Genomic DNA, 23,594 nt, shown 5'->3' on the forward strand with positions numbered 1-23,594 from the left:
CATGGCCGCTGCCGCAGCGACGGATGCTTTCGGACTGGGCGGCAAGGTCGTGCTGGTGACCGGGGCGTCCTCGGGCATCGGCGCCGCCACCGCCAGGCTGTGCGCGCGCCTGGGCGCTCGGCTGGTCGTCACCGGACGCGATGCCGCGCGCCTGGATGGCGTGTTGCAGACGCTGGAAGGCGATGGCCACGCCAGCGTGATTGGCGACCTGACCGACGCGCAGACCCGGCAACGGCTGCTGGAAGCGGCCGACGGCTACCACGGCCTGGTGTCCTGCGCCGGGGTCGCCGCGCTGGTGCCGTTCCGCATGGCCGCCGAAAAACACCTGCAGCAGATGCTGGCGGTCAACTACCTGGCGCCGATCAGCCTGACCCAGCAATTGCTGTTCAAGCGGCGCCTGCACGACAACGCCTCGCTGGTATTCGTGTCCGCGCTGTCGGCGCGCGCAGCGCCGCAAGCGGCGGCGGGCTATGCCGCGTCCAAGGCGGCGCTGGAAGCGGCGGTGCGCACCCTGGCGCTGGAACAGGCCAAGCACGGCATCCGCGCCAACTGCATCGCGCCGGGTTATGTCGACACGCCGATGCTGGAAAGGCTGGGGACGGCAGCGGACATGGACGACAAGATCGGACTGACCCCGCTGGGCCGTATCGATCCGCACGACATCGCCAAGGGCGCCGTGTACCTGTTATCCGGCGCCAGCCGCTGGGTCACCCGTAGCACCTTGACCATCGATGGCGGGATTTCCCTGCCGATCCGCCTATGAGCGACCAAGCCAACGTGCCTTCTTTCGATCCCGCCTCCGCGCTGTTGCGCGACATGTTCGGCCTGCAGGACAAGACGGTGCTGGTGACCGGCGCTTCCAAGGGGATCGGCCAGGCGGTCGCGCGCAGCTGCGCCGCCGCCGGTGCCAGCGTGCTGGTCGCCGGACGCGATGCCGCGCGCCTGGAGGCGGTGCTCGCGTCCCTGGACGGCAGCGGCCACCGGCTGTTCGCCGGCGACCTGAGCGACGCGGCCACGTTGCAGCGATTGGCGGCGGAAAGCGGCCCGGTCGACGGCCTGGTGCACAGCGCCGGCATCCGCGGCCTGGCGCCGATGAAGCTGGTCGGCGACGGTTTCCTCAAGGAAGTGCTGGACATCAACTACGTGGCGCCGGTGATGCTGACCCGGCACCTGCTCGCCCGCCAATCCATTCGCGCCGGCGGCTCCATCGTGTTCATCTCCTCCATTGCCGCGTTGACCGGCACCGTCGGCGTAGGCCCCTATGCGGGTTCCAAGGCCGCGCTGATCGGCACGCTGCGACCGCTGGCGTTGGAGCTGGCGCGGCGCAAGATCCGCGCCAACGCGTTGTGTCCGGGCCTGGTCGAGACCACGCTGATCACCGAGGACAAGAGCTGGTTCGAGGAAAGCCGCAAACGCTATCCGCTCGGCGTCGGGCAACCGGACGATGTCGCCCTGGCCTGCCTGTACTTCCTTTCTGATGCCAGCGACAAGGTCACCGGACAAGCGTTCAGCATGGACGGAGGCGTGGAATTCGCATGAGCGATCTCTCGTTTTGGCATGTCTTGATCGTGGGGGCCGGCGGCTTCGGCAAGGGCGTCGCCGCCATGGCCTGTCACGACGATCCGGGGTTCGGAACGAAGTGGGACATCAAGGGCTTCCTCGACGATCGCAGCGGATTGGCGCAAACCGCGCGCTGGCCGATCGTCGGCGATCCGCACACCTACCAGCCGGTCGAAGGCGACCTGTTCGTCTGCGCGCTGGGCGATCCGGCCACGCGCCGCCGCTACACCCGTGCGCTGCTCGAGAAGGGGGCGGACTTCATGGTGCTGCGGCCGGGCCTGCGCGAGGCATCGCCGACCAGGATCGGGCGCGGCGGCCTGTTCGAACCTGGGGTGTCGATCGGCGCGGACAGCCAGCTCGGCGAATTCGTCACCGTGCTGTCCACCACCATCATCGGCCACGACGTGACGATCGGCGACTACGTGCAGATCGGCAACTTCGTGTTCATCGGCGGCGGCGTGCGCATCGGCAACGACGTGGTCATCCATCCGCACAGCACCCTGATCCCGGGCATCAGCGTCGGCGACGGCGCGGTGATCGGTGCCGGCAGCGTGGTGGTCCGGGACGTCCCGCCCAACGTCACCGTGGCCGGCAATCCCGCGCGCACCATCTTCAGCAAGTAGCAGGACCTGCACCATGACCCGCCACGCACTCGATGCCGAGCACTACACCAGCGAGCACAGCCTGCGCCTTGAACGGGCGCGGCTGTTCGGCAAGCTGTGGAATTTCGTCGGCTTTTCCTCCATGGTGCGCGAACGCAACCAGTTCTTCGCGCGCCAGGTCGCCGGCGTGCCGGTCCTGGTCCAGCGCACCGACGCCGGGATCCGTGCGTTTCTCAACCAGTGCCCGCACCGCCAGTCGGCGATCCAGATCGACGCGCAGGGCAAGCGCCCGCTGGTCTGCCCCTACCATGCCTGGTCGTTCGGCGCGGAAGGCGAGTTGCGCGGGCTGCCCAATTCCGACCTGTACCAGTTCACCGCGGAAGAAAAGGCCGGCATCTGCCTGACCAGGTTCCGGCTGGAGCAGGTCGGCCAGCTGCTGTTCGTCAATTTCTCCGACGATCCGCTGCCGTTGCAGGAACAGTTCGCTCCCGACTACCTGGAGAACCTCCGTACCGCGTCGTCGCACCTGGATTCGCAGATCATCTACAGCTGCCACCGCGTGCGCTACAACTGGAAGTTGAACATGGAGAACGTCAAGGACTACAACCATGTCCCGTTCGTCCATCCCAAGACCTTCAGCCCGCTGATGGTTGGCTCGGGCAAGCCCTCCGCCAGCGTCGAGCGCGCCGCGGAGGTGCCCTCCGCGGTGCAGCAGCTGCTGCAGGCGCCTGCGCGCCCGGCGCTGAGCGAACTGAGCTTCCCGGTCAAGGCGCCGATCACGCCGCAGGAGAACTGGTTCCGCGCACTCTGCGATGCATACGGCGACGAGTCGGCCTACTACAACTGGTTCGTCTATCCCAACGTGAACTTCTGCAGCGTGCGCGGCGATTACTTCCTGCTGCAGCAGTACGATCCGGTCTCGGCGCACGAGACCGACTACCACCTGTGGGTCATGACCGCGCGGCGCAAGAGCGAGCGCACCGACTTCACCGCGCTGCTGAGCAACCTGATCCGCGGCGAGCGCACCGTCATCGCCGAGGACACGGCGCTGCTGGAACGCATGCAGGCCGGCTTCGGCGCCCATTCCCGGCGCTTCATGCACGGCGACTACGAAACCCAGCTGGTCCGGCAGCACCTGTGGTACCGCGCCAACGTGCTGGGAGAGCCGGCATGAAGGCGCTGGTGCTGCTGGGCGAAGGCGCCGCGCTGGAACAGGCGCAGGCGCTCGCGCAGGACTGCGGGCTGGCCCACGTCCCGCTCGCGCTGGCCTCGGCCGATCACTACAACTTCGACCTTGGCCCGTTGCTGGCGCACCACGCCGCCGATGCCACCGAGGTGTTCGTCGCGCTCGACGAGCGCGCCGTCAACCACGCGCGGCACAAGCTGCTGGCCGACGTGCGCCTGGCCGGCTATCGCACGGTCAACCTGGTCTCGCCGCACGCCCACGTCGATGCCGGCGTGCGCCTGATGGGCAATGTCCATGTCGGCCCCGGCTGCAACCTGGCCTCCGGCAGCACCATCGGTCCTGGCAGCTGGCTGGAACGGCAGGTGATCGTCGAGCGCAACGCGCGCCTGGGCGCCTGCGTCACCTTGCAGGCCGGGGTCGTGCTCGGCCACGACGTGGAGATCGGGCAAGGCAGCACCCTGGGCAGGGGCTGCGTCGCGCCGGCCGGGGCCAGGATCGGCCGCCATTGCGAGTGGCTGCTGCCGAGCCCGCTTCCGCCTGCCCTGCCGGACCGCTCCTTTCATGACGCCTTGATGCCTCAAGGCGCACGCATCCTCAACAGCGGACGACCATGACAAACGCGAACCAAAACGAGACGGACCTGCTGGAAGCCTGCATGCAGGCGGACACGATCGTGTTCCTGGCACCGAGTTCCTACCTGGGAGATTTCGTCGCGCCCCTGGTCGACGAGCTGCGGCAGCGATCCGCGAAGCTGCGCCTGATCGCGGCGGACGACTACTTCCACGTCAATCGCGGCAAGGCCCCGGACTTCGACGAGATCCGCACCGTCGCCGCCCATCTCGCAAGCCCGCAGGGGCCCAATTCGATCACGGTGAACTGCTCCTTTCTGCTGTCCACGTGGCTGTACTTCGATCACCTGCAGCGTGGGCTGCCAGGCAGGGCGATCGACCTGCCGGAACTCCTCTATATCCTGGACAGGCCGTGGATCTATCACACCGGACCGGTCATGCGCGCGCAGACGCAGGAGCGCGCAGCCGATTTCGCGGCATTGCGGACGCGCCTGGAGGACGCGCTCAGCCGCGCGACGCTCGACGCGATACTGCGCCTGCGCATGACCGGCAACCGAGCGGAGTTGCTGGACGTGATCCGTCCGATGGAACAGGAATACTTCTCCATGTATTCCTCCAGCGAGGCCCCGATCGCGCTGCACGACCACGAACACTACGTCGACATCGGCGCCTACGACGGCGACACGGTCGGCAAGTTCATGACCGCGGCACGCTACCGCTTCGCCTCGATCCACGCCTACGAACCGGACCCGCGCAACTTCGCCGCCCTGCAGCGCCGCCTGCAGTCCACCACCGGCCCGGTCTTCCTGCACAACGAGGCCGTGTCCGATTCCGACCAGCCCTTGTCGTTCCTGGCCAGCGGCACCATGGGCAGCCGGGTCGAGGCCGGCGGCGATATCCAGGTCCCCAGCGTGCGGCTGGACGATGTGCTGGAGCAGATCACGCTGCTCAAGATGGACGTCGAAGGCTTCGAGCCGCACGTCCTGCGCGGCGCGGCCGAGCTGATCGGCCGGTGCCGTCCGCGCATGGCGATCACCTGCTACCACCACGCGCTGGACCTGCTGGACATCGTCGCCGTGATCGATGCGATCTACCCGGGAGCCAAATTCCGGCTGCGCCATTACTCGATGTACTTCTACGACACCATCCTCTACGTGGAGTGAGCGGGAGCGAGGACGGCACAGCGAAGTCGAGGAAGCGGCACCGCGAGCGCGCTGCCGCGGCGAGCCGGCCAGGCAGCCATGCCGCGACCGGCACGCATGTTGCATCGGCAACGGATCGGCCGCGCCAATGCCGGCATCGGCCCGCCGCCGCCCCGATGCGGTCGATGCACCTTATCAATTTCGACGATGGTCAATCCCGCATGAGTTCCAACGCCCTGGTCAGCATCGTCATGCCGGCCTACAAGTTCCGGTACTTCGAGCGGACGCTGGACAGCGTGCTCGGCCAGACCCATCCGGCGCTGGAACTGGTGATCTGCGACGACAACCCCGATGGCACGATCGCCGCGGCGGTGGAGCGCAGGCGTACCGCGGCGCGCTTCCCGATCCGCTACCAGCGCAACCCCAGCCGCCTGGGCGAACTCGGCAGCACCATCAAGGGCATCGGCCTGGCGCAGGGCGAATACGTCAAGTTCCTGCACGACGACGACGTGCTGGAACCGGATTGCATCGCCGCGCTGGTGCAGGCCATGCAGGCCGGCCCCGACGTGGTGCTGGCCTCCTCGCGCCGGCAGCGCATCGACGGCGACGACGCGCCGCTGCCGGACATCCACGCCACCAGCTTCCCGTTCGCCGGCGACGTGCTGCTCGACGGCCCCGAACTGCTGTCCTTCCTCGCCGACCACACCATCAACTTCATCGGCGAACCCAGTTGCGTGCTGTGCCGGCGCCAGGATCTGCTGGAGATCGGCGACCAGCTGATGATGCTGGACGGCAAGGTGATCCACTGGGTCGGCGACCTGGCGCTGTACGCCAAGCTCCTGCACCGCGGCAACCTCGCCCTGCTGGCCAGGCCGCTGACCCGCTTCCGGGTGTCGCAGGACCAGTACAGCCAGGCCGGCCGCGACCAACCGGGAATCGGCGACCAGGGCCACGACGATTTCCGCCGCGGCGTGCGCGCCATGGGCTGGTACCGCGGCGACGGCGACGTGCGCCTGGTCCATGTGACCCCGCTGGACGGAAGCCGCGCCGAACCGGTCGATCTGCTGCAGGCGATCCAGGCCGCGTATGCGCGCGGCCGCGCCCAGCTGGCGCTGCGCGACTGGCAGGCGCAGCGCCAGCTGCCGCCGGCCAAGCGCGCCCTGTTCGACGCGCGCCTGGCGGAACTGGGCGGCGGCGCGCGGCTGGCGGTAATGCTGGACGCACGCAACGCCGACGCGGCCGCACTGCAAGCCAGCCTGCACAGCCTGCTGCTCGACGGCGCCGCCTTCGCCACGCTGAGCGTGGCAGTGCTCGGCGGCGCGACGACCACGCCGTGGCCGGATCCGCGGGTCCGGCATCTGCCGCTGGCGTCCGCCGACGAGGCTGCCGACCGCAACGCCACGCTGGCCGAACTCGGCCACTCTGACTGGTTCCTGTGCGCCCGCGCAGGCACCGTTTTCTGCGCGGGCGGCCTGCTGCGCTTGGTGCTGGAACTGGCGCAGCAACCGCACGGCAGCGCGCTGTATGCCGACGAATGGCTGGCCCTGGACGGCCAGACGCTGGCGCCGGTGCTGCGCCCGGATCCGGATCTGGACCTGTTGCTGGGCAACCCGCTGGCGACCGCCGGGCACTGGGTGTTCCGCCGCGCCCTGGTACAGGAGCTGGGCGGGTTCGATCCCGATCACGACGGCGCGCTGGAACTGGAGCTGATCCTGCGCCTGTTCCAGCGTGATGCCGGCGCCAGCCTGGTACATCTGCCCGAGCCGCTGCTGATCGCGGCGCCGGCCGACGCCGCCGCGGGCGCCGAGGCGCGCCAGCGCGCCGTCGCCAGCCACCTGCGGGCACGCGGCTATGCCGACGCCACGATCGACACGCTGCCTGGCGGACTGCATCGCATCGACTATGGCCATGCGCAGCAGGCGCCGGTCTCGATCGTGACCATCGCCCAGGACAATCTGCCTGCACTGCAGCGCCTGGTGGTCGGTCTGCTCGAGACCACCGCCTACCCGGCTTACGAACTGCTGCTGGTCGACAACGCCAGCGACGCGCCGGCGGTCGGCGCATGGCTGCAGGCGGTGGCCGAACTGGGCAACGGCCGCATCCGCGTGTTCGCACTGGAGCAGCGCGTGGCCCAGGCCGAGGCGCGCAACCTGGCCGCGACCCAGGCGCATGGCGACTACCTGCTGTTCCTGGACGCCGACAGCGCCGTGGTCCAGGGCCGCTGGCTGCACGAACTGATGAACCATGCGCAGCGCCCGGAGGTAGGCATCGTCGGCGCCAAGGGCGTGTCCGCGGACGCCACCATCACCCACGCGGGTCTGCTGCCCGGGCTGTTGCCCGGCGCCGGCCACGCCTTCGCCGGCGAGCCGATGGCGCACGCCGGCTACATGGGCCGACTGCAGGTGGCGCACCGCTACAGCGCCGTGTCCGAGCGCTGCATGCTGGTGCGGCGCGACCTGTTCGAACGCTTGTCCGGCTTCGATGCGGGCGGGTTCGGCGACGGCGGCGCCGATGTGGACCTGTGCCTGCGCGCCGCGGCGCTGGGCGAGTGGACGATCTGGACGCCCGAGGCGCTGCTGCTGCAGTCCGCCGCGGCGCCACGGCCGCAAAGCGCCGACGACGCCCTGCTGCAGCGCTGGCTGCCGGTCATGGCGCAGGATCCGGCGTACTCGCCGAGCTTGGGCCTGGAGCAGCCCGGCGGCTTCAAGCTGGGCGAATCCGAGTTCTCCTGGCAGCCGCTGTCCTGGAAGCCGCTGCCACGGATCCTGGCGCATCCCGGCGATGCGTTCGGCAGCGGCCACTACCGGGTGATCCAACCGTTCCAGGCGCTGGCCGAGGCCGGGCAGATCGATGGCGTCTACTACGCGCGCCTGCTCGACCCGGTGGAGATGGAGCGCATCGCCGCCGATGCGGTGGTAGTGCAGCGCCGGGTCGGCGACGTCGAGCTGGCGAAGATGGAGCGCATGCGCCGCTTCTCCAGCGCGTTCAAGGTCTACGAACTCGACGACTACCTGCCCAATCTGCCGCTGAAGAGCGCGCATCGCGAGCAGATGCCCAAGGACGTGTTGCGCTCGCTGCGCCGCGCCGCGGCGCTGGTGGACCGGGTGGTGGTGTCGACCCCGACCCTGGCCGAGGCCCTCGCCGGCCTGCATGCGGACATCCGCGTGGTCCACAACCGGCTGGATCCGCGCATGTGGGGCGATCTGCCCGCGCCGACCAGGACCAGCGCCGGCGCCAGACCGCGGGTCGGCTGGGCCGGCGGCGCCAGCCACACCGGCGACCTGGAACTGATCGCCGACGTGGTGCAGGCGCTGGCCGGCGAGGTGCACTGGGTGTTCATGGGCATGTGCCCGCCGCGGCTGCGCCCGCACGTGGCCGAAGTGCATCCGGGGGTGGACTTCGAGCGCTATCCGCAGGCCCTGGCCGCGCTGCGCCTGGATCTGGCGCTGGCGCCGCTGGAGGACAACCTGTTCAACCGCTGCAAGAGCAACCTGCGCCTGCTCGAATACGGCGCCTGCGGCTACCCGGTGGTGGCCAGCGACCTGCCTCCTTACCAGGACGGGTTGCCGGCGACCCTGGTCAGGAACCGCTTCCGCGACTGGATCAACGCGATCCGCATGCACCTGGCCGATGCCGAGGCCAGCGCCGCGGCCGGGGCGGCACTGCACGCCGCGGTACGCCGCGACTGGATGCTGCAGGGCGCCAACCTGCAGGCCTGGCGCGCGGCCTGGCTGCCGGACTGAGCCGCGCAGCCGCTGCCACGCCAGTGGCCTGAACGGCTTTCCCGGCAGCCCGGCCCACGCGCGTCAATCGGCCGGCACCCGCCGCCGCGGGCGGCGGCCGCACCGCGCCGGGAAGCCGACACCGGCGTGCGCCGGCCGGCGCACGCCGCCACGCGCCGCGCTTTCGCCGCACCTGTCCGGATGGGCGACGACCGCGCCCGCCGTTTCGGCACACCGCTTGCATCCATTCCCGGTAGCCGCCCCGGCATGGACATCCCCGTATGAGCGACTCCATCAGTTCCATCCTCTCGCAGATCCGCAGCTACCAGAGCCAGGTCGGCCAGGCCGCGCCTGCGCAGGTGGCCGATGCCGGGCGCAGCAATGCGATCGAGGGCCTGACCGGAACCCAGGGCACGCAGGGCCCGAGCTTCAGCGACACCCTGCGCAGCGCGATCAGCGGCGTCAACGACACCCAGCAGAAGGCCGGAGATCTGGCCAAGGCCTTCGAAATGGGCGACCCCAACGCCGGCCTAGCCAAGGTGATGATGGCCGCGCAACAGTCCCAGGTGGCGTTCCGCGCCACCGTGGAAGTCCGCAACCGACTCGTCCAGGCGTACCAGGACGTGATGAACATGCCGCTGTAAGGTAGACGACGATGGCCCTTGCGCTCAGCAAAGACACCCTCAACGGCGAAAAGGCAGGCGCCTGGTTCGATCGCCTGCAGAGCCTGCAGATCACCCGCCGCATCGGCCTGATGGCGATGATCGCCGTGGCCGTGGCCGCGGGCCTGTTCGTGTTCTTCTGGTCGCAGAAGCCCGCCTACACTCCCCTGTACACCGGCCTGGACGAAAAGGGCACGGCCGAGGCCACCGACCTGCTGCGCACCGCGCAGATCCCGTTCAAGCTCGACCAGACCACCGGCGCGATCACCGTGCCGGAGGACAAGCTCTACGACGCGCGCCTGAAGCTGGCCGGCTCCGGCCTGACCGACAACGGCAACATGGGCTTCGAGGTCATGGAGAAGGACCCGGGCTTCGGCGTCAGCCAGTTCGTCGAGAACGCGCGCTACCAGCACGCGCTGGAGACCGAACTGGCGCGCACCATCGCCAGCCTGCGCCCGGTGCGCGAGGCGCGGGTGCACCTGGCCATCCCCAAGCCCAGCGCGTTCACCCGCCAGCGCGACGTGGCCAGCGCCTCGGTGGTGCTGGAACTGCGCGGCGGCACCACCCTGGAACGCAACCAGGTCGATGCGATCGTCAACATGGTCGCCTCCAGCATCCCCGACCTGACCCCGGAGCGGGTCACCGTGGTCGACCAGAGCGGGCGCATGCTGACCATCGCCGACCCGAACAGCGACGCGGCCCTGAACGCGGCCCAGTTCGAGCAGGTGCGGCGCCAGGAAAGCTCCTACAACCAGCGCATCCGCGAACTGCTGGAGCCGATGACCGGTCCCGGCCGGGTCAACCCGGAAGTCAGCGTGGACATGGATTTCTCGGTCACCGAGGAAGCGCGCGAGCTGTACAACGGCGAGCCGCCGAAGCTGCGCAGCGAGCAGGTCAGCGACAGCAGCATGGCCGCGGCCGGCCCGCAGGGCGTGCCCGGCGCGACCAGCAATTCGCCTCCCGGCGCGGCCGCACCGGGGCAGCCCGGCGCCGCCGGCACCCCGGGCGCCACCCCGGGCAACGCCCAGCAGGCCGCCGCCGCGACCCCGACCGAAACCTCCAAGAGCGCCACCCGCAACTACGAGCTGGACCGCACCCTGCAGCACACCCGGCAGCCGCCGGGCCGGATCAAGCGCGTGTCGGTGGCGGTGCTGGTCGACCATGTGCCGCGGCCGGGCGCCAAGGGCAAGATGGTCGAGCAGGCGCTCAGCGCCGCCGAGCTGACCCGCATCGAAGGCCTGGTCAAGCAGGCGGTCGGCTTCAACGCCGAGCGCGGCGACACCGTCTCGGTGATGAACGCCCCGTTCGTGCGCGAAGCGCCGGAAGCGGCGGACAAGCCCGGTTGGTGGGAAGATCCGCGGGTGATGAACGGGTTGCGCCTGCTGCTCGGCGCGGCCGTGGTGCTGGCCCTGCTGTTCGGCGTGCTGCGCCCGGCGCTGCGCCAGATCGCCGGCCCGGCGCCGGCCAAGGCCAAGAGCAAGGACAAGTCCGAACCGCAGAACGCCAACGTCTCGATGCTGGACGACGAGGATCCGCTGCTGCCGTCGATGGCCGAGGACACCGCCAGCATCGGCAGCGGCAGCCGGCCCGCGATCGCCCTGCCCGATGCCTACGAGGAGCGTCTGCGCCTGGCGCGCGAAGCGGTCAAGCAGGATTCCAAGCGCGTTGCGCAAGTCGTGAAGGGATGGGTCGCCAGTGAAGCCTGATACGTCTGCCATGAACGGAACCCAGCGCGCCGCGGTGCTGCTGCTGTCGCTCGGCGAGAGCGACGCGGCCGAAGTGCTCAAGCACATGGACCCCAAGGAGGTGCAGAAGATCGGCATCGCCATGGCCACCATGAGCGGCATCTCGCGCGACCAGGTCGAGAAGGTGATGGACGAGTTCAACGCCGAGCTCGGCAGCAAGACCTCGCTGGGCGTGGGCGCCGACGACTACATCCGCAACGTGCTGGTGCAGGCGCTGGGCGCGGACAAGGCCGGCAACCTGATCGACCGCATCCTGCTCGGCCGCAACACCACCGGCCTGGACACGCTGAAGTGGATGGACCCGCGCGCGGTCGCCGACCTGGTGCGCAACGAGCACCCGCAGATCATCGCCATCGTCATGGCGCACCTGGACAGCGACCAGGCCGCCGAGGCGCTGAAGCTGCTGCCCGAGCGCACCCGCGCCGACGTGCTGATGCGCATCGCCACCCTCGACGGCATCCCGCCGAACGCGCTGAACGAGCTCAACGAGATCATGGAGCGGCAGTTCTCCGGCAACCAGAACCTGAAGTCGTCCAACGTCGGCGGGGTCAAGGTCGCCGCCAACATCCTCAACTTCATGGACAGCGGCCAGGACCAGGGCGTGCTGGCGGCGATCAGCAAGATCGACGCCGAGCTCAGCACCCGCATCCAGGACCTGATGTTCGTGTTCGACAACCTGGTCGAGCTGGAAGACCGCGCGCTGCAGACCCTGCTGCGCGAAGTCAGCGGCGACCGCCTCGGCCTGGCCCTGCGCGGCGCCGACATCAAGGTGCGCGAGAAGATCACCAAGAACATGTCCCAGCGCGCCGCCGAGATCCTGCTCGAGGACATGGAAGCGCGCGGTCCGGTGCGCCTGGCCGACGTGGAAGGCGCGCAGAAGGAAATCCTGACGATCGTGCGGCGGCTGGCCGATGAAGGCGTGATCAGCCTCGGCGGCGCCGGCGCGGAGGCGATGGTATGAGCGGCAACGTGGTGCGCTGGCTGGCGCCGGAGCTCAATGCGGTCCCGCTGCCGGTGCAGCAGGACGAGGAGCTGCTGCCCGAAGAACCGGTGCTGCGCCCGCCGAGCCTGGAGGACATCCAGGCGATCGAGGCCGCCGCGCAGCACGAGGGCTTCGAGCGCGGCCATGCCGAGGGCCTGGCCCAGGGCCAGGCCGAGATCCGCCGCCTGACCGCGCAGATCGAAGGCATCCTGGACAATTTCTCGCGGCCGCTGGCGCGGCTGGAGAACGAAGTGGTCGGCGCGCTCGGCGAACTGGCCGTGCGCATCGCCGGCAGCCTGGTCGGGCGTGCCTACGAGGCCGATCCGGCGCTGCTGGCCGAGCTGGTCGGCGAGGCGCTGGACGCGGTCGGCGGCGCGCGCCGCGAGGTCGAGGTGCGCCTGCACCCGGACGACATCGCCGCGCTGACCCCGCTGCTGGCGTCGATGGCCGACGGCACCCGGCTGGTGCCGGACCTGACCCTGAGCCGCGGCGACCTGCGCGTGCATGCCGAGGCGGTGCGCATCGACGGCACCCTGGAGGCGCGCCTGCGCGCGGCGCTGGAGACGGTGATGCGCAAGTCCGGAGCGGGCCTGTGAGCGCGCTGTCCGGCACCCATCCGGCCGACTGGCTGGACGCGCGCAACCTGCGCCTGGCCTCGCGCCTGGGCCAGCTCGACCTGGACGCCGCCGCCGGCCGCGGCCTGATCCGCGAAGGCATCCTGCGCCGCGCGGTCGGGCTGACCCTGGAAGCGGTCGGCTGCGAGGCGCCGATGGGCGCCACCTGCAAGGTCGAGGTCGACGGCGGCTGGGTCGATGCCGAAGTGGTCGGCTTCTCCGGCGAGCGCACCTCGCTGATGCCCAGCGCCGAGACCTACGGCCTGCTGCCCAACGCGCGGGTGGTGCCGGTGCGCCGCCGCGGCGGCGTGGAAGTGGGCGAAGGCCTGCTCGGCCGGGTCATCGATTCGGACGGAGTGCCGCTGGACGGCAAGGGTCCGATCCGCGCGGAAGGCTCGGTGGGCATGGCCGGCGTGTCGATCAACCCGCTGGCGCGCGAACCGATCACCATGCCGCTGGACGTGGGCGTGCGCGCGATCAACGCGCTGCTGCCGATCGGCCGCGGCCAGCGCGTGGGCCTGTTCGCCGGCTCCGGCGTCGGCAAGTCCACCCTGCTCGGGATGATGACCCGCTACACCGCCGCCGACGTGATCGTGGTCGGGCTGATCGGCGAACGCGGCCGCGAAGTGCGCGATTTCGTCGAGACCACGCTGGGCGAGGAAGGCCTGCGCCGCGCGGTGGTCGTGGCCGCGCCGGCCGACCGTCCGCCGCTGGCGCGCCTGCACGGCGCCTACCGCGCCACCGCGATCGCCGAATGGTTCCGCGACCAGGGCCTGAACGTATTGCTGCTGATGGATTCGCTGACCCGCTTCGCCCAGGCGCAGCGCGAGATCGGCCTGTCGGTCGGCGAGCCGCCGACCACCCGCGGCTACCCGCCGTCGGTGTTCGCCAAGCTGCCGGCGCTGGTCGAGCGCGCCGGCAACGGCGCCAAGGGCCGCGGCTCGATCACCGCCTTCTACACCGTGCTGACCGAAGGCGACGATCCGCAGGACCCGATCGCCGACGCCGCCCGCGCCATCCTCGACGGCCACATCCTGCTGTCGCGCCGCGTCGCCGACAGCGGCCTGTATCCGGCCATCGACGTGGAATCCTCGGTCAGCCGCGTGGTCCAGGACATCGCCGACGAGCCGTGGCGGCTGCGCATCCGCGCGCTGAAGCGGCTGGTCTCGGCGTACTCGTCCAACCGCGACCTGATCACCATCGGCGCCTACCAGCGCGGCAACGATCCGGCCGTGGACGAAGCGCTGGAGCGCTGGCCGGAGATCATGGAGTTCCTCGGACAGGACGTCGCCAAGGCCGCAGATCTGCCCCACAGCCAGGCCGCCCTGAAGCGGCTGGTCGAACGTGAGAACTAAGCCATGATGCAATCACAGCGTATCGATCCCCTGCTCCGCCGCGCCCAGCAGCACGAGGACGAGGTCGCCCGCGACCTGGCCGAGCGCCAGCGCGCGCTGGAGACCCACGAGTCGCGGCTGGAGGAACTGCGCCGCTACGCCGAGGAATACGCCAACAGCCAGATGGCCGCGACCAGCCTGGCGCAACTGGCCAACCGGCGCGCGTTCCTGGACCGTCTGGAGAGCGCGGTGCAGCAGCAGTGCCAGACCGTGGACCGCAACCGCGAGAAGGTGGAGATGGAACGCAGCCGCTTGCTGCTGGCCAGCCGTGACAAGCAGGTGCTGGAGCAGCTGGCGGCCAGCTACCGCGCCCAGGAACGCAAGGTCGACGACCGCCGCAGCCAGCGCGAGATGGACGACCTCGGCGCGCGCCGGGTGCGCCTGGCGGTGGCCGCGGCCGACAGCGACAACGACAACGGGGACAGCCGATGAGCAACGCACTTTCCGCGCTGGGCGGCAGCGCCCGCAGCAGCCAGCTCGGCGGCGGCGCCGACAGCCAGGACCAGGACCGCGGCGGCGGCCAGGACTTCGCCAAGCTGCTCGGCAACGACGGCACCCCGCGCGCCGCGCCCAAGCCGGCGCCGCGGCCGAACGCCAAGTCGCAGCAGGATGCCGCCGACAAGGACGCCGCGGCGAAGCGGCCCGAGGCCGCGGACGACACCGCCAGCGAGCCGGCGCGCAGCGCCGAGGCCGGCGCCAAGGCCGCGCGCGACACCGACAAGAGCAGCGAGGACGCCAAGGCGCCGGCCAAGGCCGGCAAGAGCGACGCCAAGCAAGGCGAGGACACCGAGGAAGACGCCGGCTGGCCGCCGGCGGGCCTGGCCGGCATCGGCCTGAGCCTGCTGCCGGCGCTCGGCGCGGCGCTGCCGGCGGCGGCCGGTCCGCTGGGCGCGGCGGGCTTGGCGATCGGCGTCGCCGGTGCCGCCGCGCAGGGCGTGGCCGCGCTGCTCGGCGGCGACACCGCGGCGGCGGCCGCTGCCGACACCACGGCCGCCGGTGCCGCCGCGACCGCCGCCGCACCGGCCGCGGCCGGCGCCACTGCCGGCGCCAGCGCCGCCGGCGGCTTCGGCGGCATGCTCGCGCAGGTCGCCGGTGCCGCGGCGCAGGCCGCTGGCGGCGACGCCGCCGCGGCCCCGGTCGCGGCCCTGGCGGCGCTGGCGACCGCCGCGGACAAGAGCACCGACAGCGGCAGCGAGGTCGCCAGCACCGGCACCGATGCGGCCAACCTGATGGCGCCGGCCGGGATCCACGCGCCGTCGCGCAGCACGGACAGCGCCACGCCGTTCACCGGCTCGCCGACCCCCACGCCGAACCTGCACGGCGACAACTTCGACGACGAACTGGGCGCGCGCATGAGCTGGCTGGCCGACCAGAAGATCGGCCACGCGCACATCAAGCTCAGCCCGGCCGAGCTGGGTCCGGTCGAGGTGCGCCTGCATCTGAACGGCGACCAGGTCAACGCCAGCTTCAGCAGCGCCCAGCCCGAGGTGCGCCAGGCGCTGGAGAACAGCCTGCCGCGGCTGCGCGACATGCTCGGCCAGCACGGTTTCCAGCTCGGCCAGGCCGACGTCGGCCAGCAGCAACAGCAGGCCTCGCAGAACGCGCCGCAGCGCGGCGGCTCCGGCGGCGGCGATGCCGGCGGCGACGAGCTGCTGGGCAGCGTCGGGATTCCGTCGGTGGTCCTGCGCCAGCGCGGCCTGCTCGACGCCTACGCCTGATCCAGCCGCGCCACCGCGGCCGCGCCGGCCCCACCCCTGCTTGCGGGAGGGGCTTCGGCCCCGCCGGGCCTCGCCGGAAATGCCCGCCGGGCTTGGATTCCCTTCCCCAAGAAGCCTGCACCGGCGGCGCCGAGCGCCGCCGTCAAATCTCCGGCAGGCCACGCCCGCCGTTTCGGCACGCCGATTGCATCCATAGGGGCAGAGTCCCCCCTTAAGGAGCCAATCCGTGGCAGCTGCAGCCGACAAATCGAAGAAATCCGCCGACGCCAAGGATGCCCCGGAAGGCGGCAAGTCGAAGAAGAAGCTGCTGATCATCGTCGCCGCCGCGGTGCTGGTGCTGGGCGGCGGCGGCGCCGGCGCGTGGTTCTTCCTGAAGAAGCCCGACCCCGCCCACGGCAAGGCCGCGGCCAAGACCGCCGAGCTGCCCAAGCCGGCCCAGTACTTCCCGATGGACCCGGCGTTCGTGGTCAACCTCAACGGCGCCGCCGAGGACGGCCCGCACTACCTGCAGATGGAAGTGCAGCTGATGACCCGCGACCCGGAAGAACTGAAGCTGATCACCGAGAACGCCCCGGCGATCCGCGCGCACCTGCTGATGCTGTTCTCGCAGGTGCAGGCGCAGGACATCGCCGACATCGCCGGGCGCAAGAAGCTGCAGGCCGCGGCGCTGGCCGACGCGCAGAAGCTGATGACCGCCGAGACCGGCAAGAAGTGCGTGGAAGACCTGCTGTTCACCAGCTTCGTGACCCAGTAAGGCGCCGCCGCGATGACCGACCTGCTTTCCCAAGACGAGATCGATGCGCTGCTGCATGGCGTCGACGCCGGCGCGGTCGACACCGGGCCGGCGCCGCCGCTGCCGGGCGAGGCGCGCCAGTACGATTTCTCCAGCCAGGACCGGATCATCCGCGGGCGCATGCCGACCCTGGAGATGGTCAACGAGCGCTTCGCGCGGCTGTGGCGCATCGGCCTGTTCAACCTGATCCGGCGCTCGGCCGACCTGTCGGTGCGCGGCATCGACCTGATCAAGTTCAACGACTACATGCACTCGCTGTACGTGCCGAGCAACCTCAACCTGATCAAGTTCAAGCCGCTGCGCGGCACCGGCCTGATCGTGTTCGAGCCGACCCTGGTGTTCACCGTGGTCGACAACTTCTTCGGCGGCGACGGCCGCTACCCCACCCGCATCGAGGGCCGCGAGTTCACCCCGACCGAGATGCGGGTGATCCAGCTGATGCTCAAGCAGACCTTCGCCGACCTGCACGAGGCCTGGGCGCCGGTGATGGAAGTGGAGTTCGAGTACCTCAATTCCGAGGTCAACCCGCACTTCGCCAACATCGTCACCCCGCGCGAGTACGTGGTGGTCAGCCGCTTCCACGTGGAGCTGGAAGGCGGCGGCGGCGAGATCCACATCACCCTGCCGTATTCGATGCTGGAGCCGATCCGCGAACTGCTCGACGCCGGCATCCAGAGCGACCGCGTGGACCGCGACGAGAGCTGGAACATCATGCTGCGCGAGCAGCTCAATACCGCCGAGGTCACCATCTCCAGCGTGCTGGCGCAGAAACAGATGAGCCTGCGCGAGCTGACCCGGCTGAAGATCGGCGACATCCTGCCGATCGAGCTGCCCAAGCAAGTGCCGCTGTGCGTGGAGAACATCCCGGTGTTCACCGGCGAGTTCGGCATTTCCCGCGGCCAGAACGCGGTGAAGATCACTTCGACCCAACCCCCGGGCGCGCTGCGCCGCCGCCCCGCCTTCCAGGAAGACGCGTCATGAGCCAGAACGAAATCCCCGAGCCCGTCCCCGCCCAGTTCGACAGCCTGCAGCCGGAGGCCGGCAGCGAGGGCAACGAGCTGAACCTGGACATGATCCTGGACGTGCCGGTGACGCTGTCGCTGGAAGTGGGCCGCAACCGCATTCCGATCCGCAACCTGCTGCAGCTCAACCAGGGCTCGGTGGTGGAACTGGAGCGCGGCGCCGGCGAGCCGCTGGACGTGTACGTCAACGGCACCCTGATCGCGCACGGCGAAGTGGTGACGATCAACGACCGCTTCGGCGTGCGCCTGACCGACGTGGTCAGCCCCAGCGAGCGCATCCGGAGACTGCGGTGAGCCCATTGCTCGCAGCCGCCACCCAGGCGGCCAGGACCGGCGTCGGCAGCGCGGCGCCGTCGCCGCCGAGCCTGCTCGGCGCGGTGTTCGCCCTGCTGCTGGTGCTGGGGCTGATCCTGGGCATGGCCTGGGTGCTCAAGCGCCTGCCCGGCAGCGGCTTCCGCCCGGCCGAAGGCCTGCGCGTGGTGGCCAGCCTGGCGGTCGGCGCCAAGGAGCGCGTGGTGGTGGTCGACGTCAACGGCGAGCAGCTGCTGCTGGGCGTGTCGCCGGGCGGGGTACGCACCTTGCATCGCCTGCCCGAGCCGCTGCCGCAGGCGCCGGCGCCGTCGCTGCCGAACCTCAAGCAGCTCAAGAACCTCCCCGATTTCGCCCAGCTGCTGGCGCAGAAGCTGCGCAAGGACAAATGATCATGTTGCCTCGTTGGAACCGTTACGCGCGCGGCCTGCGCCTGCTGCTGATCCTGCTGGCGCTGAGCCTGCTGCCCGCGCTGGGCTGGGCCCAGGCCGCGCCGGCGGCGCCCGCCGCACCGGCCACGCCGGCCACGCAGAACGCCGCGCCGACCCTGCCCTCGCTGCCGCAGGTCAACGTGGGCAAGGTCGGCGCGCAGCCGGTGAGCCTGCCGCTGCAGACCCTGCTGCTGATGACCGCGATCACCCTGCTGCCGTCGATGCTGCTGGTGCTGACCGCGTTCACCCGCATCACCATCGTGCTCGGCCTGCTGCGCCAGGCGATGGGCACCGGGCAGACCCCGTCCAACCAGGTGCTGATGGGCCTGGCGCTGTTCCTGACCGCGCTGGTGATGATGCCGGTGTGGGAGAAGGCCTGGGGCCAGGGCATGAGCCCCTACCTCAACGGCCAGATCGACTTCCAGACCGCCTGGACCCTGACCACCCAGCCGCTGCGCGCGTTCATGCTGGCGCAGGTGCGCGAGGCCGACCTGATGACCTTCGCCGGCATGGCCGGCAACGGCACCTACAGCAGCCCCGATGCGATCCCGTTCCCGGTGCTGGTGGCCTCGTTCGTGACCTCGGAGCTGAAGACCGCGTTCGAGATCGGCTTCCTGATCTTCATCCCGTTCGTGATCATCGACCTGGTGGTGGCCAGCGTGCTGATGTCGATGGGCATGATGATGATGTCGCCGATGCTGGTCTCGGCGCCGTTCAAGATTTTGCTGTTCGTGCTGGTCGACGGCTGGGTGCTGACCGTCGGCACCCTCGCCGCCAGCTTCAACGGAGTCTGAGCCGATGAGCCCCGAACTGGCCCTGACCGAACTGCGCGGCGGCCTGATCACCGTGCTGTGGGTGGCCGGCCCGCTGCTGCTGTCGATGCTGGTGGTGGGCGTGGTGATCGGCGTGTTCCAGGCCGCCACCCAGCTCAACGAGCCGACCATCGCCTTCATCGCCAAGGTCATCACCCTGACCGCGATGCTGTTCGCCACCGGCAGCATGCTGCTGGCGCACCTGGTCGAGTACACCACGATGCTGTTCCAGCGCATCCCGCACCTGATCGGCTAGCCGGGTTCGCACGCCGATGGATTCCGCAACGCAAATGGTCATCGATGGCCAGCAGGCCTTCGCGATGGTCGGCGCGATCCTGTGGACCATGCTGCGCATCGGCGCGATGCTGATGGTGATGCCGCTGGTCGGCACCCGCGCGGTACCGGCACGGATCCGGGTGATGCTGGCGGCGACGCTGGCGATGGCGCTGGCGCCGCTGCTGCCGCCGGTCCCGGACTGGGACGGCTTCGACGCCGCGGTGGTGCTGAGCGTGGCCCGCGAACTGGCGGTCGGCGCCAGCATGGGCTTCATGCTGCGGCTGATCTTCGAGGCCGGCGCGATGGCCGGCGAACTGGTCTCGCAGAGCACCGGCCTGGGCTTCGCGCAGATGGCCGATCCGCTGCGCGGGGTCACCTCCGGGGTGATCGGGCAATGGTTCTACCTGGCCTTCGGCCTGCTGTTCTTCACCGCCAACGGGCATCTGGCCGTGGTGCAGCTGCTGGTGGACAGCTACAAGGCGCTGCCGATCGGCAACGCCCTGCCGGACGCGCAGGCGATGGCCTCGGTGGCGCCGGATTTCTTCATGAGCATGATGCGCGGCGCGGTGACCCTGGCGCTGCCGGTGATGGTGGCGATGCTGGCGGTGAACCTGGCGTTCGGCGCGCTGGCCAAGGCCGCGCCGGCGCTGAACCCGATCCAGCTCGGCCTGCCGGTGGCGGTGGTGCTGGGCCTGGCGCTGCTGGCGGTGCTGGTCGGCGAGATGGGGCCGCCGGTGCAGCGCCTGTTCGATGCCGCCTTCGACGCCGCGCGGCAGGTCACCGCCTAGAATCGTTGCCGCAAGCGCGCCGCCCGGCCCTGAGCGATTCAAGCCGTGCGTGGCGGCGCCGATAGTGTTTCCAGGGCGTTGCAGGTGCAGCGCCCATTGCCGCGCCGCGCCTCCCGGGGACGCCAGTCATCGCCGTGCCGATCAGCCACCCGCCGCCATCGCCTCCCCTGTCGCGCGGCATCGCATGGCGGCTCGTCGTGCTGTTCGCGCTATGCGTCTGCGCCGCCGCCGCGCCGGCGCAGGAATACAGTTTCCGCGACTACGCGCAGGCCGACGGCCTGCAGGGCCTGAGCATCAATTGCCTGTATGCCGATCGGCATGGCGTGGTCTGGGCCTGCACCGAGCTCGGCCTGCACCGTTACGAGCGCGAACGCTTCGAGCAGGTCGGCGCCGACAGCGGCTTCGGCAGCCCGCTGGTCTATGCGATCGCCGAGGATCGCCGGCAACGCATGTGGGTCGGCGCCTCCAATGCGCTGTACGTGGGCGACGGCCGCCGCTTCGCCGCGGTCCCCGGCGCCGACGGGCGACGCCTGCCGATCGACCAGGGACAAGCGCTGGCCGCCTTCGGCGCCGACATGGTCGCGCTCAGCGGCAAGCGGCCGCTGCGCATCGCCGCCGCTGCCGATGGCCGCTGGCAGGTCGCGCCGCTGCGCAGCGCCGACGGCGCGGCGCTGGCCGAGGTCTCCAGCGTCACCGCGATCGGCGAGGCGCTGTGGCTGGGCTGCGGCCGGCAGCTGTGCCGGCTGGATGCGCAGGGCCGGTTGCGCCGGCTCGGCCGCGCCGACGGCGTTCCCGACGACATCTGGCTGGCGCTGCTGCGCGACCGCGACGGCACGCTGTGGGCGCGCGGCATCCACCATGTGCTGGCCTGGCCGGCCGGGGCGGCGGGCTTCGCCGAGCGTGTGCCGCCGCCGGGCAGCGGCCTGTCGACCATGGCGGTGGGCATCAACCTGGTCGAAGACGCCGCCGGCCGGGTGCTGACCCGCAGCGACACCGGCCTGCTGCGCTGGGAAGGCACGCATTGGCACGCGTTCGAGCGCGCGCAGGGGTTGGGGGCGCTGGCGCCCAACATTTCTCCGCTGCTCAGCGACCGCCAGGGGCGCCTGTGGATGGGCACGCGCGGCCGCGGCGTGCAACGCTGGCTGGGCTATGGGCTGATCCAGCATTGGGAAGAGCCGCAGGGACTGGCGACCGGGCCGACCTGGGCGATCCTGCGCAGCCGCGGCGACGGCCGCCTGTACGTCGGCAGCGAAATGGGCGCCAACGTGCTCGACGCCGCCAGCGGGCGCATGCGCCCGCTGACCGACCGCGATGGGCAGGCGCTGCGGCAGACCGTGCAACTGGTCGATGCCGCCGACGGCACGCTGTGGCTGGGCCAGTCGTCGGGGCGGGTGCTGCGGCTGGATCGCGACAGCGGCCGCATGCTCGAGCGGACCAAGGTGCCCTCGGCATTGAGATGGATGTTCTTCGACGACGCCGGCACGCTGTGGCTGTTGACCACCCGCGGCCTGTTCCAGCTGCCGCCGGGCGAGGCCCAGGCGCAGCCGGCGCGCGACCTGCCGCGCGACCAGTTCGTCGGCGGCGGCTACGATGCCCGCCACCGCCTGTGGCTGGTCGGCCAGAACGGCCTGTACCTGCGCCAGGCGCAGGGCTGGCAGTCGATCCGCCTGCGCGGCACCGCGCTGCCGGACGCGGAACTGGACAAGTTCAGCATCGGCGCCGACGACGAGGCCTGGCTGTCCTTCGGCGACGTCGGGATCTGGCGCGGGCGTTTCGAGCCGCGCAGCGCCACCCTGGACCTGCGCAAGGTCGACGACCCGCTGCTGGCGCGGATCGTGCCCTACGTGCTGCGCCAGGACCGGCAGCAGCGGCTGTGGGTCGGCAGCAGCCAGGGCCTGGACCTGTGGTCGGGCGGCCGCTGGATCCGGGTCACCCAGGCCGAGGGCCTGCTGTGGGACGACACTTCCGAATCGGCGTTCTTCGAGGACGCGGACGGCTCGGTGTGGATCGGCAACAGCAAGGGCCTGAGCCAGATCCTGGACCCGGCGCGGCTGTTCGCCGCGCGGCCGCTGCACCTGCAACTGCTGCACGCCACCCGCGCCGGCCGCCCGGTCACCACTGGCGCGCAGCTGCCCTGGTCGCAGCAACCGATCGAGATCGCCTTCGCCGTGCCCGGCGCGGTCGGCGGCAACGACACCCTCGGCTTCCGCTACCGCCTCGAAGGCCTGCAGGAGCAATGGGCCAGCACCCAGCAGGCGCATCTCAGCTACACCCTGCTGTCGCCTGGCCGCTACACGTTGGAAATGCAGGCGCTGGACGAACGCCAGCGCGCACGCAGCAACGTGGTGCGCCTGGAATTCACCATTTTGCCGCCCTGGTGGCGCAGCCCGCTGGCGTGGATGGCGTACGCGCTGGCCGCGGCGCTGCTGGTGACCGCGGTATGGCGTTGGCGGGTACAGCAGTTGCTGGGCCGCGAGCGCACCCTGGCACGGCTGGTCGCCGAGCGCACCCGCGAACTGGAACACGACAAGCGCGAACTGGAGCAGGCACGCGCGGCGCTGGCGCTGAAGGCGGTCCGCGACGACCTGACCGGCCTGCTCAACCGCGTCGGCATCCTCGATGCATTGGCCGTGCAGATGCAGCGCAGCCGCAGCGACGGCACCGCGCTGGCGGTGGCGATGATCGACCTGGACCACTTCAAGCAGATCAACGACCAGCACGGCCATCTGATCGGCGATGCGGTGCTGGCGCGGGTCGGGCGACGCATGAACGCCAGCCTGCGCGGCGCCGACCTGATCGGCCGCTACGGCGGCGAGGAACTGCTGGCGGTGCTGCCGGGCCTGCTGCCGCCGGCGCAGAACCGCTTGCACGCGCTGCACCAGGTGATCGGCGCCACGCCGTTCCTGACCGATGCCGGCCTGCTCGAGATCACCGCTTCGATCGGCGTGGCCTGGCACCGCCCGGGCGAGAGCCTGCAGCAGTTGCTCAGCCGCGCCGACGACGCGCTGTACCGGGCCAAGCATGGCGGCCGCAACCGGGTCGAACTGCACCTGGACGCGCAGCCAGGACACGCCGTGCCGCCCTGAGCGGTGCCGGCTCAAGCCCGGCCGCGGCGCGGCCGATACAGAGAGTGCCAGGCGCCGCGCGCGGATCGCCGTGGCCGCCTGCCGCAGCGGACAAGGCATTGCCGACGCTCGCTCTCCTTCTCTACATGACCTGTCCGGTGCCGCACGCGATGTCAGATTTCCTGCCAGCCCCCGCTCATGA

22 protein-coding genes are annotated in these 23,594 nt (G+C 70.6%); all 22 read left to right on the plus strand.

Features of this window, described 5'->3' with window-relative positions; all coding sequences use genetic code 11:
* Position 1: 1 nt before the first annotated feature.
* The 22 genes from AB3X10_RS11970 (at position 2) to AB3X10_RS12075 (ending at position 23,413) form a co-directional block, all read left to right on the plus strand.
* On the plus strand, positions 2 to 763 hold the full coding sequence (locus AB3X10_RS11970; protein ID WP_369975236.1) for an SDR family NAD(P)-dependent oxidoreductase: 762 nt from the start codon (positions 2 to 4) through the stop codon (positions 761 to 763).
* On the plus strand, positions 760 to 1,539 hold the full coding sequence (locus AB3X10_RS11975; protein WP_369975237.1) for an SDR family NAD(P)-dependent oxidoreductase: 780 nt from the start codon (positions 760 to 762) through the stop codon (positions 1,537 to 1,539). The genes AB3X10_RS11970 and AB3X10_RS11975 overlap by 4 nt, the downstream gene beginning before the upstream one ends.
* On the plus strand, positions 1,536 to 2,183 hold the full coding sequence (locus AB3X10_RS11980; protein WP_369975239.1) for a NeuD/PglB/VioB family sugar acetyltransferase: 648 nt from the start codon (positions 1,536 to 1,538) through the stop codon (positions 2,181 to 2,183). The genes AB3X10_RS11975 and AB3X10_RS11980 overlap by 4 nt, the downstream gene beginning before the upstream one ends.
* A gap of 13 nt (positions 2,184 to 2,196) precedes the next feature.
* On the plus strand, positions 2,197 to 3,336 hold the full coding sequence (locus AB3X10_RS11985; RefSeq protein ID WP_369975240.1) for an aromatic ring-hydroxylating oxygenase subunit alpha: 1,140 nt from the start codon (positions 2,197 to 2,199) through the stop codon (positions 3,334 to 3,336).
* Entirely contained in the window at positions 3,333 to 3,962 is a 630-nt protein-coding gene (locus AB3X10_RS11990) for an acetyltransferase (RefSeq protein ID WP_369975241.1), read from the plus strand. Before AB3X10_RS11985 ends, AB3X10_RS11990 begins: the two co-directional genes overlap by 4 nt.
* Entirely contained in the window at positions 3,959 to 5,080 is a 1,122-nt protein-coding gene (locus tag AB3X10_RS11995) for an FkbM family methyltransferase (protein WP_369975242.1), read from the plus strand. The genes AB3X10_RS11990 and AB3X10_RS11995 overlap by 4 nt, the downstream gene beginning before the upstream one ends.
* Before the next feature lie 200 nt (positions 5,081 to 5,280).
* Entirely contained in the window at positions 5,281 to 8,802 is a 3,522-nt protein-coding gene (locus AB3X10_RS12000; protein WP_420018509.1) for a glycosyltransferase, read from the plus strand.
* A gap of 260 nt (positions 8,803 to 9,062) precedes the next feature.
* Positions 9,063 to 9,425, plus strand: a complete 363-nt coding sequence (fliE, locus tag AB3X10_RS12005) for a flagellar hook-basal body complex protein FliE (RefSeq protein WP_369975243.1) — start codon at positions 9,063 to 9,065, stop codon at positions 9,423 to 9,425.
* Between the two features lie 11 nt (positions 9,426 to 9,436).
* Entirely contained in the window at positions 9,437 to 11,149 is a 1,713-nt protein-coding gene (fliF, locus tag AB3X10_RS12010; protein WP_369975245.1) for a flagellar basal-body MS-ring/collar protein FliF, read from the plus strand.
* Between the two features lie 10 nt (positions 11,150 to 11,159).
* Positions 11,160 to 12,149 (plus strand): flagellar motor switch protein FliG, encoded by a 990-nt coding sequence (gene fliG, locus AB3X10_RS12015; protein WP_145708158.1) that lies wholly within the window; start codon positions 11,160 to 11,162, stop codon positions 12,147 to 12,149.
* Positions 12,146 to 12,766 (plus strand): FliH/SctL family protein, encoded by a 621-nt coding sequence (locus AB3X10_RS12020; RefSeq protein WP_369975247.1) that lies wholly within the window; start codon positions 12,146 to 12,148, stop codon positions 12,764 to 12,766. The genes fliG and AB3X10_RS12020 overlap by 4 nt, the downstream gene beginning before the upstream one ends.
* Positions 12,763 to 14,139 carry a FliI/YscN family ATPase gene (locus AB3X10_RS12025; protein ID WP_369975248.1) on the plus strand — a complete coding sequence of 459 codons (1,377 nt, stop codon included), beginning with the start codon at positions 12,763 to 12,765 and terminating at the stop codon, positions 14,137 to 14,139. Before AB3X10_RS12020 ends, AB3X10_RS12025 begins: the two co-directional genes overlap by 4 nt.
* A gap of 3 nt (positions 14,140 to 14,142) precedes the next feature.
* The gene (gene fliJ, locus AB3X10_RS12030; RefSeq protein WP_179564511.1) at positions 14,143 to 14,610 is read left to right on the plus strand and encodes a flagellar export protein FliJ; all 468 of its coding nucleotides are present in this window, start codon (positions 14,143 to 14,145) and stop codon (positions 14,608 to 14,610) included.
* A complete protein-coding gene (locus AB3X10_RS12035; RefSeq protein WP_369975249.1) occupies positions 14,607 to 15,896 on the plus strand; it encodes a flagellar hook-length control protein FliK in 1,290 nt (429 codons plus the stop codon). Before fliJ ends, AB3X10_RS12035 begins: the two co-directional genes overlap by 4 nt.
* A gap of 226 nt (positions 15,897 to 16,122) precedes the next feature.
* The gene (locus AB3X10_RS12040) at positions 16,123 to 16,650 is read left to right on the plus strand and encodes a flagellar basal body-associated FliL family protein (protein WP_369975250.1); all 528 of its coding nucleotides are present in this window, start codon (positions 16,123 to 16,125) and stop codon (positions 16,648 to 16,650) included.
* Positions 16,651 to 16,662: 12 nt separating this feature from the next.
* Positions 16,663 to 17,670, plus strand: a complete 1,008-nt coding sequence (gene fliM / locus AB3X10_RS12045; RefSeq protein WP_369975252.1) for a flagellar motor switch protein FliM — start codon at positions 16,663 to 16,665, stop codon at positions 17,668 to 17,670.
* Positions 17,667 to 18,005, plus strand: a complete 339-nt coding sequence (gene fliN / locus AB3X10_RS12050; RefSeq protein WP_369975253.1) for a flagellar motor switch protein FliN — start codon at positions 17,667 to 17,669, stop codon at positions 18,003 to 18,005. Before fliM ends, fliN begins: the two co-directional genes overlap by 4 nt.
* On the plus strand, positions 18,002 to 18,412 hold the full coding sequence (gene fliO / locus AB3X10_RS12055) for a flagellar biosynthetic protein FliO (protein WP_369975255.1): 411 nt from the start codon (positions 18,002 to 18,004) through the stop codon (positions 18,410 to 18,412). The genes fliN and fliO overlap by 4 nt, the downstream gene beginning before the upstream one ends.
* Before the next feature lie 2 nt (positions 18,413 to 18,414).
* On the plus strand, positions 18,415 to 19,245 hold the full coding sequence (gene fliP, locus AB3X10_RS12060; RefSeq protein ID WP_369975256.1) for a flagellar type III secretion system pore protein FliP: 831 nt from the start codon (positions 18,415 to 18,417) through the stop codon (positions 19,243 to 19,245).
* A 4-nt stretch (positions 19,246 to 19,249) separates the two neighbouring features.
* Positions 19,250 to 19,519, plus strand: a complete 270-nt coding sequence (locus tag AB3X10_RS12065; protein ID WP_145708136.1) for a flagellar biosynthetic protein FliQ — start codon at positions 19,250 to 19,252, stop codon at positions 19,517 to 19,519.
* Between the two features lie 16 nt (positions 19,520 to 19,535).
* Positions 19,536 to 20,327 (plus strand): flagellar biosynthetic protein FliR, encoded by a 792-nt coding sequence (gene fliR / locus AB3X10_RS12070; protein ID WP_369975257.1) that lies wholly within the window; start codon positions 19,536 to 19,538, stop codon positions 20,325 to 20,327.
* Positions 20,328 to 20,524: 197 nt separating this feature from the next.
* Positions 20,525 to 23,413, plus strand: a complete 2,889-nt coding sequence (locus tag AB3X10_RS12075; protein WP_369975258.1) for a diguanylate cyclase — start codon at positions 20,525 to 20,527, stop codon at positions 23,411 to 23,413.
* Positions 23,414 to 23,594 lie beyond the last annotated feature (181 nt).

The sequence above is a fragment of the Xanthomonas sp. DAR 80977 genome (assembly GCF_041240605.1).
GTDB classification, from domain to species: Bacteria; Pseudomonadota; Gammaproteobacteria; order Xanthomonadales; family Xanthomonadaceae; genus Xanthomonas_A; species Xanthomonas_A bundabergensis.

What these genes read in the sequence shown, in the direction of transcription:
- AB3X10_RS11970 (WP_369975236.1), top strand. Translation starts at nt 2, where the DNA reads ATGGCCGCTGCCGCAGCGACGGATGCTTTCGGACTGGGCGGCAAGGTC.
- AB3X10_RS11975 (WP_369975237.1), top strand. Translation starts at nt 760, where the DNA reads ATGAGCGACCAAGCCAACGTGCCTTCTTTCGATCCCGCCTCCGCGCTG.
- AB3X10_RS11980 (WP_369975239.1), top strand. Translation starts at nt 1,536, where the DNA reads ATGAGCGATCTCTCGTTTTGGCATGTCTTGATCGTGGGGGCCGGCGGC.
- AB3X10_RS11985 (WP_369975240.1), top strand. Translation starts at nt 2,197, where the DNA reads ATGACCCGCCACGCACTCGATGCCGAGCACTACACCAGCGAGCACAGC.
- AB3X10_RS11990 (WP_369975241.1), top strand. Translation starts at nt 3,333, where the DNA reads ATGAAGGCGCTGGTGCTGCTGGGCGAAGGCGCCGCGCTGGAACAGGCG.
- AB3X10_RS11995 (WP_369975242.1), top strand. Translation starts at nt 3,959, where the DNA reads ATGACAAACGCGAACCAAAACGAGACGGACCTGCTGGAAGCCTGCATG.
- AB3X10_RS12000 (WP_420018509.1), top strand. Translation starts at nt 5,281, where the DNA reads ATGAGTTCCAACGCCCTGGTCAGCATCGTCATGCCGGCCTACAAGTTC.
- fliE (WP_369975243.1), top strand. Translation starts at nt 9,063, where the DNA reads ATGAGCGACTCCATCAGTTCCATCCTCTCGCAGATCCGCAGCTACCAG.
- fliF (WP_369975245.1), top strand. Translation starts at nt 9,437, where the DNA reads ATGGCCCTTGCGCTCAGCAAAGACACCCTCAACGGCGAAAAGGCAGGC.
- fliG (WP_145708158.1), top strand. Translation starts at nt 11,160, where the DNA reads ATGAACGGAACCCAGCGCGCCGCGGTGCTGCTGCTGTCGCTCGGCGAG.
- AB3X10_RS12020 (WP_369975247.1), top strand. Translation starts at nt 12,146, where the DNA reads ATGAGCGGCAACGTGGTGCGCTGGCTGGCGCCGGAGCTCAATGCGGTC.
- fliJ (WP_179564511.1), top strand. Translation starts at nt 14,143, where the DNA reads ATGATGCAATCACAGCGTATCGATCCCCTGCTCCGCCGCGCCCAGCAG.
- AB3X10_RS12035 (WP_369975249.1), top strand. Translation starts at nt 14,607, where the DNA reads ATGAGCAACGCACTTTCCGCGCTGGGCGGCAGCGCCCGCAGCAGCCAG.
- fliM (WP_369975252.1), top strand. Translation starts at nt 16,663, where the DNA reads ATGACCGACCTGCTTTCCCAAGACGAGATCGATGCGCTGCTGCATGGC.
- fliN (WP_369975253.1), top strand. Translation starts at nt 17,667, where the DNA reads ATGAGCCAGAACGAAATCCCCGAGCCCGTCCCCGCCCAGTTCGACAGC.
- fliP (WP_369975256.1), top strand. Translation starts at nt 18,415, where the DNA reads ATGTTGCCTCGTTGGAACCGTTACGCGCGCGGCCTGCGCCTGCTGCTG.
- AB3X10_RS12065 (WP_145708136.1), top strand. Translation starts at nt 19,250, where the DNA reads ATGAGCCCCGAACTGGCCCTGACCGAACTGCGCGGCGGCCTGATCACC.
- fliR (WP_369975257.1), top strand. Translation starts at nt 19,536, where the DNA reads ATGGATTCCGCAACGCAAATGGTCATCGATGGCCAGCAGGCCTTCGCG.